This is a genomic window from Burkholderiales bacterium (assembly GCA_013695435.1).
Classification (GTDB): Bacteria; Pseudomonadota; Gammaproteobacteria; order Burkholderiales; family JACMKV01; genus JACMKV01.
In genome coordinates, this window is sequence record JACDAM010000082.1 from 31,264 (window position 1) to 44,711 (window position 13,448).

Genomic DNA, 13,448 nt, shown 5'->3' on the forward strand with positions numbered 1-13,448 from the left:
GCGCAGATCGGCGGCCGCTGGCAGAACGTGGGCGTCAAACGGCATCTTCGCCATCGGCGTCGACGATCACATGCTCGGGGCGAGTGCCGTAAAGATCGCTGGACACGTATTTAGCCCGCAAATGGCGCCAGCCGACCAGCAACATCGCTGACGCCGGCAGCGCAAGCAGCACGCCAAAAAATCCGAATAACTGGCCGAATGCCATCAGCGCGAAAATCACCATCACCGGATGCAGGCCGATGCGCTCGCCCACCAGGCGCGGCGTGACGACATAGCCTTCGAGCAACTGGCCGATAATGAAAACGATCCAGATCGGAATCAGGCCGGTGAAGGATTGAACCTGCAGAATGCCAGTCAGCGTCGCGAACACGAAACCGGCGATCGCCCCCAGAAACGGGACGAACACCAGAATGCCCGATACGATGCCGATCGGCAGCGCGTAGTCGAGGCCGACCAGCCACAATCCTGTCACATAATAGGCGCTCATCAACAGCATCACCGACAGCGTGCCGCGCAAAAATTCGCCGAGTACGACATCGATATCGCGCGCCAGGTGCGCGATCTGGCCGAACCAGCGGCGCGGGATGACCTCGGCCAGGCCTTTGATGATTTCGTCCCAGTCGCGCAATACGTAAAACAGCACGACCGGAACCAGCACAAAATTGACGGCAAAATTCAGCAGCGCCACGCCGCCCGTTCGCAAAGAGGGCAGTACTTTCGATGCCAAGCCGTCGGCCGCCGGCAAGTTTTCCATTAGCGCTTCCTTGATCCCGGAACGGCTCAAGTCGAGTTCGATTCCGTAACGCGCAAACCACGGTTCTACGCTTTTCGTCAGCCAGTCGATCGAGCCCGGCAGCCGCTGAATCAGGGTAGCGGCCTGCTGGGTAAAAAGCGGCACAAGAATAAAAATCAGCAGAACGAACAGCCCGAGCAGCATCAGCATGACCAGCGTTACGCCGAGCGCGCGCGGGACTTTTCGCGCTTCGAGCTTGTCGACCAGCGGATCGCAGATGTAGGCTAGGATCGCGGCAAACAGAAACGGCGTCAGGATCGGGCTCAGGACCCAGATCAGCCACGCCACCAGCGCCGCGAGCACGACCCACCAGACGGTATTGGCGGGCCGTTCAGAATGCATTTGGGTTAAAATCGGACGGGAAAGGCATAGCGCCGACAGTATAAACCAAGCGAGTAGCACGAACTCCAGGCCAGCCCTTGAAACGCTCCTCCGCAGCCGAACCCCTCGATTACCGCGCCGCCGGCGTTGACATTGCCGCCGGCGATCAACTGGTCGAAAACATCAAGCCGCTCGCCCGGAAAACGTTGCGCGAAGGTGTTCTGGCGGGCATTGGCGGCTTTGGCGCGCTGTTCGAAATCTCCAGAAAATATCGCGAGCCGGTGCTGGTTTCCGGAACCGACGGCGTCGGCACCAAACTCAAGCTCGCGTTCGCACTGGGTCGGCACGATACGGTCGGCATTGATCTGGTCGCGATGAGCGTCAACGATATTCTGGTGCAGGGCGCCGAGCCGCTGTTCTTTCTCGATTATTTCGCCTGCGGCAAACTCGATGTCGATGTCGCGACGCGCGTCGTTGCCGGGATTGCGCGCGGCTGCGAACAGGCCGGCTGCGCGCTGATCGGCGGCGAAACCGCTGAGATGCCCGGCATGTACCCGGCCGGCGAATACGATCTCGCGGGGTTTGCCGTCGGCGTGGTCGAAAAAAGCGCGATCGTCGATGGCCGCGATATTGTGCCCGGCGATGTTGTCATCGGTTTGGCCTCATCCGGCGCGCATTCCAACGGGTATTCGCTGATCCGCAAAATTATCGAAACGCGCGGCATCGACCTCGCCGCCGACTTCCACGGCAAGCCGCTGGCCGATGCGGTGATGGCGCCGACGCGCATTTACGTCAAGCCGCTGCTCGAATTGATCGCGGCCGTACCGGTTAAAGGCATGGCGCACATTACTGGCGGTGGTTTGCTCGAAAACATTCCGCGCGTTCTTTCCGATCGGTTACGCGCAGTATTGGATAAACGGAGCTGGATCAGGCCGCCGCTATTCGACTGGCTGCAGCGCGAAGGCGCTATCGACGAGCAGGAGATGCACCGCGTGTTCAACTGCGGCATCGGCATGGTCGTGATCGTTGCCGCCGAGGATGAGGCGCGCGCGTTGCAATGCCTGCGCAATACGCATGAATCCGCTGCGCGCATCGGCAGCATCGCGGCGCGCCAACCGGATCAGGCGAGAACTGTTGTGATGGACTGACGTCTGAGCCCTGATGCAAAACATCGTCGTCCTGATCTCCGGACGAGGCAGCAACTTGCGGGCAATTCTGGAGGCGATCGATGCCGGCTTGCCGCTGCGCGTTGCCTGCGTGATCAGCGACAAACCGGCCGCAGCCGGCCTCGAACTCGCGCGTCGGCGCGGCATCGCGAGCCGCGTTGTCGAACATCGCGCCGGCCCATCGCAAGAGCCGCCCGATCAGCGCGCCGGCTTCGACCATGCGCTCGCTGCCGCAATTGACGAATTCGACCCCGCGCTCATCGTGTTGGCCGGATTCATGCGCATCTTGTCGGCCGGATTCGTGGCGCGCTATGCCGGCCGCATGATGAATATCCATCCGTCATTGCTGCCCGCATTTCCCGGACTGCACACGCATCGCCGTGCGCTGGAAGCCGGGGTAAAAATTCACGGCTGCACCGTGCACTTTGTGACCGAGGCGCTCGATAACGGGCCGATCATCGCACAGGCCGCCGTGGTGGTCCAAGACGACGACACCGAAGCCAGCCTGGCGGCGCGTGTGCTCGAACAGGAGCACCGGATTTACCCGTTGGCGTTACGCTTGTTTGCCGGGAACCGGCTGCGCATTACCGGCAATCGCGTGCGTGTCGCGGTCGGCGGCGAGGTCGGCTTCGCGGTGGATGACACCGCCGTGAATCAGAACACCAACTTTCCGAACCTCACGACATGACCAACATCGTTGAATCCGTGATCGCAGTCTTGGTGCTTTCCGTAGCCGCGTTCGCGGCCGCGGCCAATTCGCCGGCCCCGAATCTGCCGGAAAAGATAAACCTCAGCTATGAAATCACCAGCGGCGGCGGTGTCGTCGGCGTGGCCGAGCAGACGGTTACGAGGGACGGCGCCGAATACGCGATCACCAACCAGATGACGCCGAAAGGCCTGCTCGCGCTGTTCAACAAGGACGCCATCGAGCAATCGAGCCGCGGCAGCATCACGGCGAACGGCTTGCGCCCCGAGGAATATCGCGACCGGCGCGGCGGCAAGGCGCCAACCGTGGCGACCTTCAACTGGGATGCGGCATCGCTCAACCTGCTGCGCCAAGGCCGCGAGACCAGACTGCCGCTCGAAAAAAACACGCTCGATCGTCTGAGCTTTCCTTTCAGCTTTGCCTTTTCGCAGACACCGGATAAAAAGCTTTCCATTGCGATGACCGACGGCAAGCGCATCAAGACTTACGACTATGTGCTCGCCGGGCGGGAAAAGCTGAAAACGCCGATCGGCGAATTGCAGACGCTGCATCTCATCAAGCAACGCGAAAACGACGACGACAGCCGCACCGAGCTGTGGCTCGCGCTCGATCATCATTTGTTGCCGGTGCGCCTCCTGGTCGCCGAGGATGGCAAGCCCGCGCTCGACCAGGTCATCACCAAGATCCGTTATTGAAGCCGGCTGCCGATCTGCCGGGCCCGGCATCGCTGCGGTTGCTCGCGACAATTTACGGGCGTGGGGCGGGCCGGAATTTCAGCTTCGTCACGCCGCGCATCGTTCATTCTCGCATCGTTCATTCTCGCATCGTTCATTCTCTGCACGGCGCATTGTCCGTAAAACAGCGATGCGCGTAACCCGTCACGGCCTTGATACCGCTGTCGATGCTCTGCGCGCGGTGCTGCCGCTCGAAAAGCCGGCCGACGCTGTTTTGCACCAGTTTTTTCGGGACCACGCGAAGCTGTCGCAGAACGAACGCGGATTCATCGCGGACGCTGTTTTCGGCGTGCTGCGCAGGCGCCGTCTGATCGATCATTTGATGCTCAAAGCCGGCCAGACAAAAGCGGCTCCCGGCAGCAAGGCGCTCCATGGTCCGCGTCATATGATTCTGGCGTGGCTGGCGAAGGTAGAGGGGTTGAATGCGCGCGAGCTCGAGCCGGGTCTCTCCGAATCGGAAGCGAAGTGGGTGGCGAATCTGAAAGCGGTCTCGCTTGCTGATCTGTCGCTCGCCGAGCAGGCCGAACTGCCCGACTGGCTGAGTGAAAAGCTTTCCGGCTTCATGAATGACGATGACATTGTTTCGCTCGGGCGCGGCTTGATGCAGCCGGCGCCGCTCGATATCCGCGTCAACACCCTGCTCGCCGAGCGCGACGAAGTGTTGCGGCTTTTGCAGGCCGACGGCCTGGCCGCTGAGCCGACGCCCTATTCGCCGATCGGCATCCGTGTCCAGGGCCGTCCGCCGCTCAATCGTCATCCGCTCTTTGCCGCGGGCAAAATCGAGGTTCAGGACGAGAGCAGTCAGTTGATCGGCTTCGTTCTAGCACCCAAACGCCGCAGCATGGTCGTCGATTTTTGCGCCGGCGGCGGCGGCAAAACCCTGCTGCTCGGCGCCATGATGCAGTCGCAGGGCCGGCTCTATGCGCTCGATGTTTCGGAGAAACGGCTGGCGAATCTCAAGCAGCGCTTGAAGCGATCCGGCTTGAGCAATGTGCATCCACAGTTGATCCAGAACGAAAACGATATCAAGATAAAACGGCTGACCGGCAAGATCGACAGCGTTCTGGTCGACGCGCCGTGCAGCGGCGTCGGAACGCTGCGACGCAATCCAGACTTAAAGTGGCGGCAATCGCCGGCCGGCCTCGATGAACTGCGCGACAAGCAGCGCGCCATTTTGCAGGCAGCGTCGGCGTTATTGAAAAAAGGTGGGCGACTGGTTTACGCGACGTGCAGTTTTCTGCCGGAAGAAAATCAGGACATCGTCGCCGCTTTTCTCGATCGCAATTCCGCTTTCCGGCTTCTTGGCGCAGCTGAACTGCTTGCGCGCAACGGCATCGCGCTCGATACCGGCGAATATTTTCAGTTACTGCCGCACACGCATGCGACCGACGGCTTCTTCGCGGCAGCGCTGGAAAAAACAGACTGAAACCATTTCCGCTCATGCCCAGACCATTATTGGCGGCTTTAATCCTGCTGAACTCGCTACTCACGCCACTTACCGCCGGCGCTTTGCAACCGGCGCCGGACGCGGACCCCAGGATCACTTCGGCCGGCTTGATCGAATACGCGTTCACACCCGGCGATGCGGCCGATGAACTCATCATCAAGGCCATTCGCAATGCGCGCCGGCAAATCCTCGTGCAGGCCTTCAGCTTCACCCATCGCCGCATCGCCAATGCGCTGATCGCGGCAAAACGGCGCGGCGTAGACGTCCAGATTCTGGCCGATGCCGGACAAGTCGACAAGATTCGCACCAGTGTCATCAAGGATCTCGCTGCTGCCGGCTTGCCTGTTTTTCTCGATAGCGCGCACGATTCGGCGCACGATAAAGTGATGGTCATAGACGCTGGCGGCAGCGAAACTTGTTTGATCACCGGCAGCTACAACTTCACACACGCCGCGCAGTTCAAGAACGCCGAAAACGTACTCGTGATTCACGGCCGCGCCGTCCTGTCGGACGCCTATCGGGATAACTGGAAACGGCATCGCAACCATGCGCGCTTTTACCGCCCTGCCTCCGACAAGGTGCGGTAACGCACAGAATTCATCCGCGGAACCTGCCATACTACGGTTTCGTGTGTTCCCGGCGTGGGCGGCCGAAACCAAAACGCCCCATGCGAGTCCTATAAACTCGCGAACTCGCGTACAATTGCTGTTTTTGCCAACTTCAAGGACTTAACGTGCTGAATGGATTGATCGATCTACCGTGGTGGGGCTACATCGTCGTGACGCTCGCGCTAACCCATATCACGATCGCGGCTGTTACGATTTTTTTGCACCGCCATCAGGCACACCGCGCGCTCGATCTGCACCCGATTGTCAGCCATTTCTTCCGTTTCTGGCTGTGGTTGACAACCGGCATGGAAACCAAGGAATGGGCGGCGGTGCACCGCAAACACCACGCTAGATGCGAAACACCGGAAGATCCGCACAGTCCGCAAGTGCTCGGCTTGCGCAAGGTTTTTTGGGAAGGCGCCGAGCTGTACAAAGTCGAATCGAAGAATGCGGAAACCCTGGAGCGCTTCGGTCAGGGCACACCGGACGACTGGATCGAGCACCATCTTTATGCCAAGCATAGCGTGTGGGGAATTGCGATCATGCTGATCGTCGATGTCGTCCTGTTCGGTCCGATCGGCATCAGCATGTGGGGCGTCCAGATGCTGTGGATCCCCGTGTTCGCGGCTGGCGTCGTCAATGGCGTCGGCCATTATTGGGGCTACCGCAATTTCGAATGCGACGATGCGGCGCGCAACATCGTGCCCTGGGGTATCTTGATCGGCGGCGAAGAGCTGCACAACAACCATCATTCGTACCCGACGTCGGCTCGGCTGTCGAACAAATGGTATGAATTCGACATCGGCTGGCTGTACATTCGCGTGATGGAAACGGTCGGGTTGGCGCGCGTCAAGAAAAAAGCGCCGCAGGTCCGCTTCAATACGATGAAAACCGAATGCGACGCTGAAACCTTGCAGGCAGTGATTACGCATCGCTACGACGTGCTGGCGAAATACGCGAAATCTTTGCGCCGCACCTGCACTGAGGAACTCGTCAAACTGAAGCAGCGCGCTTCGAATTCGAGCCTTGACCTGTATGCCATGAAGCGCTGGCTGCATAGCGATGCGAAGGACCTTGAAGCGAAAGAACGCGCCGAATTCGACGAGGCTTTGCGCCACAGCAAAGTACTGTCGACGGTCTATGCGATGCGGCAGGATCTGTCCGCGCTATGGCAACGGTCTACGGCGAGCAAGGAGCAACTCGTCAGCCATCTTCAGGACTGGTGCCGGCGCGCCGAAGCGAGCGGCATCGCACCGCTGCAGGAGTTTTCCAGGAAGCTGCGCTGCTACACGTGAGCTCGTTCAACAACGCTAAAAGCCCGCATGATGCGGGCTTTTTTAGTTGCGGGTTTCTGGCGAAGAAGTTTTATACGAGAGATACCGAAGAAATCCCCGCCAAGAACAAAGCCCGCGTGCAGCGGGCTTTGTTCTTCCTTTTAAGGCGGTGGGTAAAAGCCGGCTAACCTACAATGACATCACTTCAATTTCGTTTCCTTGTATTTGACGTGCTTGCGCACGACCGGATCGTATTTACTGATTTCCATCTTCTCCGGCATCGTGCGTTTGTTCTTGGTCGTCGTATAAAAATGCCCGGTGCCCGCGGTTGATTCGAGCTTGATCTTGTCGCGCATCGCTTGCTCCTGGATTCGCTGTTGTTAAGTCACTGGTGATAAGCGCTGGCGTTAGATTTTCTCGCCGCGCGCCCGCATGTCGGCGAGCACGGCGTCTATGCCGTTTTTGTCTATCGTACGCAAGCCTGCAGTCGACAGGCGCAAGCTGACCCAGCGATTTTCGCCTTCGACCCAGAATCTACGGTTCTGCAGATTCGGCAGAAAGCGCCGCTTGGTCCTGTTATTCGCGTGCGAAACATGATTGCCGGTCAAAGGTTTTTTGCCGGTTACTTCACAAATTCGCGCCATGATTGCTACAGACCTTGCTCTGCGTGCGGCGCCTGAACTTCCGGCGGCCCGCTTTTGAGAAAGCGTGCTTTATACCATAATAAGCGCTCATGCCTCAAGCCAGGCCTTCCTGCCGACTGCTAAAGCAACCCTCTTTCGGCGAACGACAAAGTGCCGGCACCGGCCACAATGAAATGATCGAGCACCTTGATGTCGACAAGAGCAAGCGCCTGTTTCAGCGCTTGTGTTAGCAGTTGATCGGCATTGCTCGGCTCGGCGGCGCCGGATGGGTGATTATGGGCGAAAATCACAATAACTTGCATAATCCTTTGTTATTTATATCATTTTTTAATTGCTTGGTTATTTACTTACCCGCAGATATACCCGCTTTCGGTTCAGGCAAACTCGTAATTTATTGGTGGAGGCGGCGACAATCACACCGCCTTATTAATCAACGCGCTAGAATGCTAAACGCCGGATAGCCCCCATGAATACCCCCAGATCGTTTCGGCTGATTTTATGGCTGGATTCAGACTGATTTTATCGTTCCTCGGACGCTCGTCATGCGTCGAATCCCTCCAGCGAGTCAGAACTGCGATCGGGATATCGCGCGTACTGATGGCGCCGGTCATGACGCTGGTGATGCATCTCGGATTCGGGGCCGTTCTCGGCGCGGTTTACGGCTTGTTGCTGCACCGCGGCTCCCTGAACGCGACATGAGGCGCTGCGGCGCGTGTAACGATCTCGTCAGGACGGTTGCGCCTTCTGTCGCTGAACACCAGCCTTGTGGGGGCGGAAAGATTCCGGGTCCTGTCTCCGGCTTGCAAACGGGGCATCTCCGGCCCGACACTCCGGATAGTGTCGCGCTCTGCCATCTGGTTTGATGCCCAAGGCAACGATCACCGATGCGTCGACGAGGAGTCGGCGCATTTCATCCTGCGAACCAAACAAGGATATTACGATGACTGAAAAACTCAAATCCGGCGAACGCCTTCCCGATGTCACCGTGTCGCGCCTCGGCGGCGGCGATCTGCGGCTGGGCGAGCCCGTGGACGATCATGGCTGGCAGATGGTGGTGGTCTATCGCGGCAAGCACTGCCCGATCTGCAAGACCTACCTTGCGGAGCTCGAGCGCACCGCGCCTAAATTCGCCAAGGCGGGCGTCGGCGTCATCGCGGTTTCCGGCGATCCCGAGGATCGGGCGCGCGCCTTCACTGACGAGATCGGCGTGACATTTCCCGTCGGTTACGGCCTGACTGTGGATCAGATGAAGGTCCTCGGTCTTTATGTCTCGGAGCCGCGCTCGGAAAAGGAAACCTACCGCCCCTTCGCGGAACCCGGGGTGTTCGTGATCAACGCCGACGGCCTGCTTCAGGTCGTGGACATTTCGAACGCGCCCTTCGCCCGGCCCGACCTCGCGGGCCTCGCCAAGGGGCTGAAGTTCGTCCGCGACAATGACTATCCGATCCGCGGCCAACTGGCGGCCTGAAGGTCGCTTCCACACGCCGATGCGCGCCGGGGGCTGACAGTCGCCCGCGCCCCTCGGCCTGTTCCCGGCCCGACCCCGCACACGGGACCCAAGACACTCACCACGAGCAATGAAGGCGAAACCATAATGAAACTCAATGGAAATGTCTGCGTCGTCACCGGCGGCGCGAGCGGCATCGGCCTCGAGACCGCCAAATGCTTCGCCAGAGCGGGCGGCAAGGTGGTGATCGCCGACATCGACCTCGACGCGGCGAAGGAAGCCGCAAAGGCGCTCGGCGACGGGCACATGGGCGTCGACATGGACGTGACCGACCCGAACGCCGTGGAGCAGGGTATCGACAAGGTGCTCAAAGCCTATGGACGGGTGGACGTCCTGCTCTCGAATGCCGGCATCCAGATGGTGAAGCGGATCGAGGAATTTACCTTCGACGAATGGCGCAAGGTTGTTTCCATCCACCTCGACGGCGCATTCCTGACATCGAAGGCGGTGCTGCCGCAGATGTACAAGCAGGGCTCGGGCACCATCCTTTACATGGGGTCGGTCCACTCGCAGGAAGCATCGGCGCTCAAGGCGCCCTATGTCGCCGCGAAACACGGCATCCTCGGTCTCGCGCGGACCATCGCCAAGGAAGGCGGCGAAAAAGGTGTGCGCACCAACGTGATATGCCCGGGTTTCGTGAAGACGCCACTGGTGGAAAAGCAGATCCCCGAACAGGCGAAGGATCTCGGCATCTCCGAGGAGGATGTCGTCAACAAGGTCATGCTGGGCGAGACGGTGGACAAGGAATTCACCACGGTCGAGGACGTGGCGCACACCGCGCTGTTCCTTGCCACCTTCCCCAGCAACGCGCTGACCGGGCAAAGCATCGTGGTCAGCCACGGCTGGCGGATGGACTGATGCCCATGCGCGAGGTCGATGTCGCCATCATCGGCGCGGGCACGGCGGGCATGAGGGCATTTCGTGCCGCGCGCAAGCACACCGATAATCTGGTGCTGATCGAGGGCGGACCCTTTGGGACCACCTGCGCGCGGGTCGGCTGCATGCCGTCCAAGCTATTGATCGCGGCGGCCGAGGCAGCCGAGGCTGTGCGCGAGGCCGCCGGTTTTGGCGTTCACGCCGCTGCGCCCCGCATCGACGGCGCCAGAGTCATGGCAAGGGTAGGGCGCGAGCGCGACCGTTTCATAGGCTTTGTGCTGGAGGCAGTAGAGGCCATCGACCCCGCCCACCGCCTGAAGGGCTGCGCCCGGTTCGAGGATCCGCATACCCTGCGGCTTGACACCGGCGAGGCGCTGCGCGCCGCGCGCATCGTCGTCGCTACCGGCTCGATTCCGGTGCGGCCGAAGGCGTTAGACGCGGCGGGCGACCGACTGATCGTCAATGATGACGTGTTCGGCTGGACCGATCTGCCGAAGGCTGTCGCGGTGTTCGGCGGCGGTGCGCTGGGGCTGGAACTGGCGCAGGCGCTGCACCGGCTTGGCGTGCGCGTCCGGCTGTTCGGCAAGGGTGGCGGAGTGGGCCATTTGAGCGACCCCGCGGTGCGCAAGGCCGCCGCCGTAGCCATCGGCGCCGATCTGCCGTTCGACCCGGATGCCGACGTGCAGGACATCGCGCGTGAGGGTGACGAAGTGATCGTGCGGTCCACAGAAGATGGCGAAAGCCGCGAGGAGCGGTTCGACTGGCTTCTGGCCGCGACAGGGCGCAAGCCCGCGCTCGACGGGCTGAACCTCAGTGCATCGGGCCTCACGCTCGATGGTCGCGGGATGCCAAAGGTCGATCCGCTGACGATGCGGACCGAGGCGGGGCATATCTTCTTCGCCGGCGATGTCGCCGCCCGCATTCCGTTGCTGCACGAGGCGGCGGACGACGGTCGTATCGCGGGCGACAACGCCGGGCGATACCCCGAAGTCGCGACCCATCCGCGGCGCACGCCGCTCGCCATCGCGTTCACCGATCCGAACATCGCCACTGTTGGCGCATCGTTCGCCGAATTGTCAGATGCCTCCTGCGACTTCGCCATCGGCGAGGTGGATTTCGCCGATCAGGGGCGGGCGCGCGTGCTGCGCCAGAACCGCGGGCTGCTGAGGGTTTACGCCGAGCGCGACACAGGCCGTCTGCTTGGCGCCGAGATGGCCGCACCGAGGGCTGAGCATCTGGCGCATCTGCTGGCCTGGGCGGTGCAGGCCCGAATGGATGTGGAAACCGCGCTGGCCATGCCCTTCTACCACCCGGTGATCGAGGAGGGCCTGCGCACCGCCTTGCGCAATCTCAGCCTGAACCTGGGCCGCAGATCCGAAAACCCCCCGCGCAGCATCGACTGCGGCCCCGGCGCCTGACGCCGCTCAGAACTGGACACACAGCCATGAACAAGAACGAAATCCTGTCCCTCGCGGGGATGCCGCCCGGAACCCGAGCTATCCCTTCGGTCCCTATCGCTTTATTGACCGGCAATACTTCAACGTCGTCTACTGAAGTGACCCCGAAGCGATCCGTGCGATGGTCCCCCGAGCCGCTGGAACCCGACGGGTCGAACACTGCGGTCTACGAGTGGATCGACATGCCCGACAGCTCCGGTTTCGGCGCCTACACGGAATCCGGCATCGTCATTCCCTGTCTGCTGGACGGAAAACCGGTCAATTACACCGCAATGATGTTTCTGAACGACGAGCCGCCGATCACCGCCGGCCGCGAGATTTGGGGCTTTCCCAAGCGCTGGGGCGAACCGGATCTGCGGGTCGAGAAGGACACGCTGACCGGCACGCTGGCCTATGCCGGGCAGCGGGTGGCGATGGGCACGATGGTCTACAAGCACGACACCGCCTGCGACGACCCGAACGACTGCGCGAAGAAGCTTGCCAAGACCACGGTGAACCTGAAGCTGATCCCCTGCGTGACCGGCAGGCCGCGGGTCGCCGAACTTGTCGCATTCGAGATGACCAAGATTACCGTCAAGGGGTCCTGGCGCGGTCGCGCCCGGCTGCACCTCGTGCCGCATGTCAATGCGCCGGTGGCCGATCTTCCGGTGCGCCGGATAGTCGAAGGCCAGCACATCATCGCCGACCTGTCGCTGCCCTATGGCCGCGTCGTGCACGACTACCTCGCCTGAAGCGGCCGCTTCGGCCGCACCATATCGGAAGGATGTGACCCCATGGCCGAAAAGCCGAAACCCGTGAACCTCGCCCTGCAGGGCGGCGGCGCACACGGCGCCTTCACCTGGGGGGTGCTGGACCGCATCCTCGAGGACGGCAGGCTGGCGATTGCCGGCGTGTCCGGCACCTCGGCCGGAGCGATGAACGCCGTGGCGTTGGCCGACGGCTACACCCGCGCCGGGCCGGAAGGCGCGCGCAAAGCCCTCGACAGTTTCTGGCGGACCATGAGCGAGGGCGCCAAATCAAGCGCTCTGCGCCGTACGCCATACGATGTTCTGACCGGCTACTGGGGGCTCGATCACAATCCGGTCTATCACGCGATGGATTCGCTGTCCCGCGTGGCATCGCCTTATCAACTCAATCCGATGAACATCAATCCGCTGCGCGACCTGCTGGAAAAGAGCATAGACTTCGAGATGGTGCGCAAATGCACCGCGTTCAAGCTGTATGTCTCCGCCACCAATGTGGAGACCGGCAAGGTCAATGTCTTCCCGCGCGAAGCGCTGACGGCCGATATGGTGATGGCCTCAGCCTGCCTGCCCACCCTCTATCAGGCCGTTGAAATCGACGGCGTTCCCTATTGGGACGGCGGCTATATGGGCAATCCGGCGCTCTTCCCGTTTCACGGACAGACCGGCACGGATGATGTCGTCGTCATTCAGATCAATCCGATCGAGCGAAAGGGCGCACCGCGCACCGCGCAGGAGATCCAGAACCGGATGAACGAGATCAGCTTCAACGGCAGCCTGCTCAAGGAGCTCCGCGCGATAGACTTCGTCGACCGGCTGATCCGAGAAGGCAAATTGTCGGCAGACGACTACCGCCAGGTGCGGGTGCATGTCATCGAGAACCAGGCGGAACTGAAACCGCTGGGCGTGTCGTCGAAGATGAACACGGAATGGGCGTTCCTGACCAAACTGCGCGACCTTGGCCGCGACACGGCCTCGCGCTGGCTCGACGAGACGGTCGCATCGATCGGGGCCAACGAACGCCCAGGAGGAACCGCCCAGGAGGAACTCCCGCCGCGCGAAAAGGCGGTTTATCCTTCCTATACGGCAAGAAAAAAGCGCCACTGAGGGGCGCTTTCTCTTGAATTTTCAGAGGCTTGAAAACTCAGTGATGGTGGGGCGGCGGGAATCGA

Annotated in this window: 14 protein-coding genes and 2 pseudogenes; 12 read left to right on the forward strand and 4 right to left on the reverse strand. The window is 61.1% G+C overall.

What is annotated here, in order from left to right; all coding sequences use genetic code 11:
- Positions 1–34: 34 nt before the first annotated feature.
- Entirely contained in the window at positions 35–1,135 is a 1,101-nt protein-coding gene (locus H0V78_04965) for an AI-2E family transporter (GenBank protein MBA2351148.1), read from the reverse strand.
- A gap of 77 nt (positions 1,136–1,212) precedes the next feature.
- Here H0V78_04965 and purM point away from each other — a divergent pair, with 77 nt between their 5' ends.
- The 6 genes from purM to H0V78_04995 all read left to right on the forward strand — a co-directional run bounded on the left by purM (position 1,213) and on the right by H0V78_04995 (position 7,070).
- Complete coding sequence (gene purM / locus H0V78_04970; GenBank protein MBA2351149.1) at positions 1,213–2,262, forward strand: phosphoribosylformylglycinamidine cyclo-ligase; 1,050 nt, start codon at positions 1,213–1,215, stop codon at positions 2,260–2,262.
- A gap of 13 nt (positions 2,263–2,275) precedes the next feature.
- Entirely contained in the window at positions 2,276–2,968 is a 693-nt protein-coding gene (locus H0V78_04975) for a phosphoribosylglycinamide formyltransferase (GenBank protein ID MBA2351150.1), read from the forward strand.
- The gene (locus H0V78_04980; GenBank protein ID MBA2351151.1) at positions 2,965–3,681 is read left to right on the forward strand and encodes a DUF3108 domain-containing protein; all 717 of its coding nucleotides are present in this window, start codon (positions 2,965–2,967) and stop codon (positions 3,679–3,681) included. Before H0V78_04975 ends, H0V78_04980 begins: the two co-directional genes overlap by 4 nt.
- 169 nt (positions 3,682–3,850) lie before the next feature.
- A complete protein-coding gene (locus H0V78_04985) occupies positions 3,851–5,146 on the forward strand; it encodes an RsmB/NOP family class I SAM-dependent RNA methyltransferase (GenBank protein MBA2351152.1) in 1,296 nt (431 codons plus the stop codon).
- 14 nt (positions 5,147–5,160) lie between these two features.
- The gene (locus tag H0V78_04990; GenBank protein ID MBA2351153.1) at positions 5,161–5,754 is read left to right on the forward strand and encodes a phospholipase D family protein; all 594 of its coding nucleotides are present in this window, start codon (positions 5,161–5,163) and stop codon (positions 5,752–5,754) included.
- 146 nt (positions 5,755–5,900) lie between these two features.
- Positions 5,901–7,070, forward strand: coding sequence for a fatty acid desaturase (locus H0V78_04995; protein MBA2351154.1), 1,170 nt, complete (start codon positions 5,901–5,903; stop codon positions 7,068–7,070).
- Between the two features lie 179 nt (positions 7,071–7,249).
- On the opposite strand, the gene rpmG is transcribed toward H0V78_04995, so the two are convergent.
- The 3 genes and pseudogenes from rpmG to H0V78_05010 all read right to left on the reverse strand — a co-directional run bounded on the left by rpmG (position 7,250) and on the right by H0V78_05010 (position 7,983).
- Positions 7,250–7,405, reverse strand: coding sequence for a 50S ribosomal protein L33 (gene rpmG, locus H0V78_05000; GenBank protein ID MBA2351155.1), 156 nt, complete (start codon positions 7,403–7,405; stop codon positions 7,250–7,252).
- A 51-nt stretch (positions 7,406–7,456) separates the two neighbouring features.
- A complete protein-coding gene (gene rpmB / locus H0V78_05005; protein MBA2351156.1) occupies positions 7,457–7,693 on the reverse strand; it encodes a 50S ribosomal protein L28 in 237 nt (78 codons plus the stop codon).
- Positions 7,694–7,812: 119 nt separating this feature from the next.
- Positions 7,813–7,983 (reverse strand): annotated as a pseudogene (locus H0V78_05010) (hypothetical protein).
- A 208-nt stretch (positions 7,984–8,191) separates the two neighbouring features.
- On the opposite strand from H0V78_05010, the gene H0V78_05015 reads away from it, so the two are divergent.
- The 6 genes and pseudogenes from H0V78_05015 (at position 8,192) to H0V78_05040 (ending at position 13,383) form a co-directional block, all read left to right on the forward strand.
- The gene (locus tag H0V78_05015; GenBank protein MBA2351157.1) at positions 8,192–8,392 is read left to right on the forward strand and encodes a hypothetical protein; all 201 of its coding nucleotides are present in this window, start codon (positions 8,192–8,194) and stop codon (positions 8,390–8,392) included.
- Positions 8,393–8,633: 241 nt separating this feature from the next.
- On the forward strand, positions 8,634–9,161 hold the full coding sequence (locus H0V78_05020; GenBank protein ID MBA2351158.1) for an AhpC/TSA family protein: 528 nt from the start codon (positions 8,634–8,636) through the stop codon (positions 9,159–9,161).
- A gap of 126 nt (positions 9,162–9,287) precedes the next feature.
- Positions 9,288–10,058 (forward strand): 3-hydroxybutyrate dehydrogenase, encoded by a 771-nt coding sequence (locus H0V78_05025; protein ID MBA2351159.1) that lies wholly within the window; start codon positions 9,288–9,290, stop codon positions 10,056–10,058.
- Positions 10,058–11,494 (forward strand): dihydrolipoyl dehydrogenase, encoded by a 1,437-nt coding sequence (locus H0V78_05030; protein ID MBA2351160.1) that lies wholly within the window; start codon positions 10,058–10,060, stop codon positions 11,492–11,494. Before H0V78_05025 ends, H0V78_05030 begins: the two co-directional genes overlap by 1 nt.
- Before the next feature lie 26 nt (positions 11,495–11,520).
- Positions 11,521–12,264, forward strand: a pseudogene (locus H0V78_05035) (acetoacetate decarboxylase).
- Positions 12,265–12,306: 42 nt separating this feature from the next.
- Positions 12,307–13,383, forward strand: a complete 1,077-nt coding sequence (locus tag H0V78_05040; GenBank protein ID MBA2351161.1) for a patatin-like phospholipase family protein — start codon at positions 12,307–12,309, stop codon at positions 13,381–13,383.
- The last annotated feature ends 65 nt before the right edge of the window (positions 13,384–13,448 follow it).

Coding starts and splice junctions, on each gene's coding strand:
- H0V78_04985 (MBA2351152.1), top strand. CDS start 3,851: ATGCGCGTAACCCGTCACGGCCTTGATACCGCTGTCGATGCTCTGCGC.
- H0V78_05015 (MBA2351157.1), top strand. CDS start 8,192: ATGGCTGGATTCAGACTGATTTTATCGTTCCTCGGACGCTCGTCATGC.
- H0V78_05030 (MBA2351160.1), top strand. CDS start 10,058: ATGCCCATGCGCGAGGTCGATGTCGCCATCATCGGCGCGGGCACGGCG.
- rpmG (MBA2351155.1), bottom strand. CDS start 7,405: ATGCGCGACAAGATCAAGCTCGAATCAACCGCGGGCACCGGGCATTTT.
- H0V78_05020 (MBA2351158.1), top strand. CDS start 8,634: ATGACTGAAAAACTCAAATCCGGCGAACGCCTTCCCGATGTCACCGTG.
- H0V78_04990 (MBA2351153.1), top strand. CDS start 5,161: ATGCCCAGACCATTATTGGCGGCTTTAATCCTGCTGAACTCGCTACTC.
- H0V78_04980 (MBA2351151.1), top strand. CDS start 2,965: ATGACCAACATCGTTGAATCCGTGATCGCAGTCTTGGTGCTTTCCGTA.
- H0V78_04975 (MBA2351150.1), top strand. CDS start 2,276: ATGCAAAACATCGTCGTCCTGATCTCCGGACGAGGCAGCAACTTGCGG.
- H0V78_05040 (MBA2351161.1), top strand. CDS start 12,307: ATGGCCGAAAAGCCGAAACCCGTGAACCTCGCCCTGCAGGGCGGCGGC.
- H0V78_04965 (MBA2351148.1), bottom strand. CDS start 1,135: ATGCATTCTGAACGGCCCGCCAATACCGTCTGGTGGGTCGTGCTCGCG.
- rpmB (MBA2351156.1), bottom strand. CDS start 7,693: ATGGCGCGAATTTGTGAAGTAACCGGCAAAAAACCTTTGACCGGCAAT.
- H0V78_05025 (MBA2351159.1), top strand. CDS start 9,288: ATGAAACTCAATGGAAATGTCTGCGTCGTCACCGGCGGCGCGAGCGGC.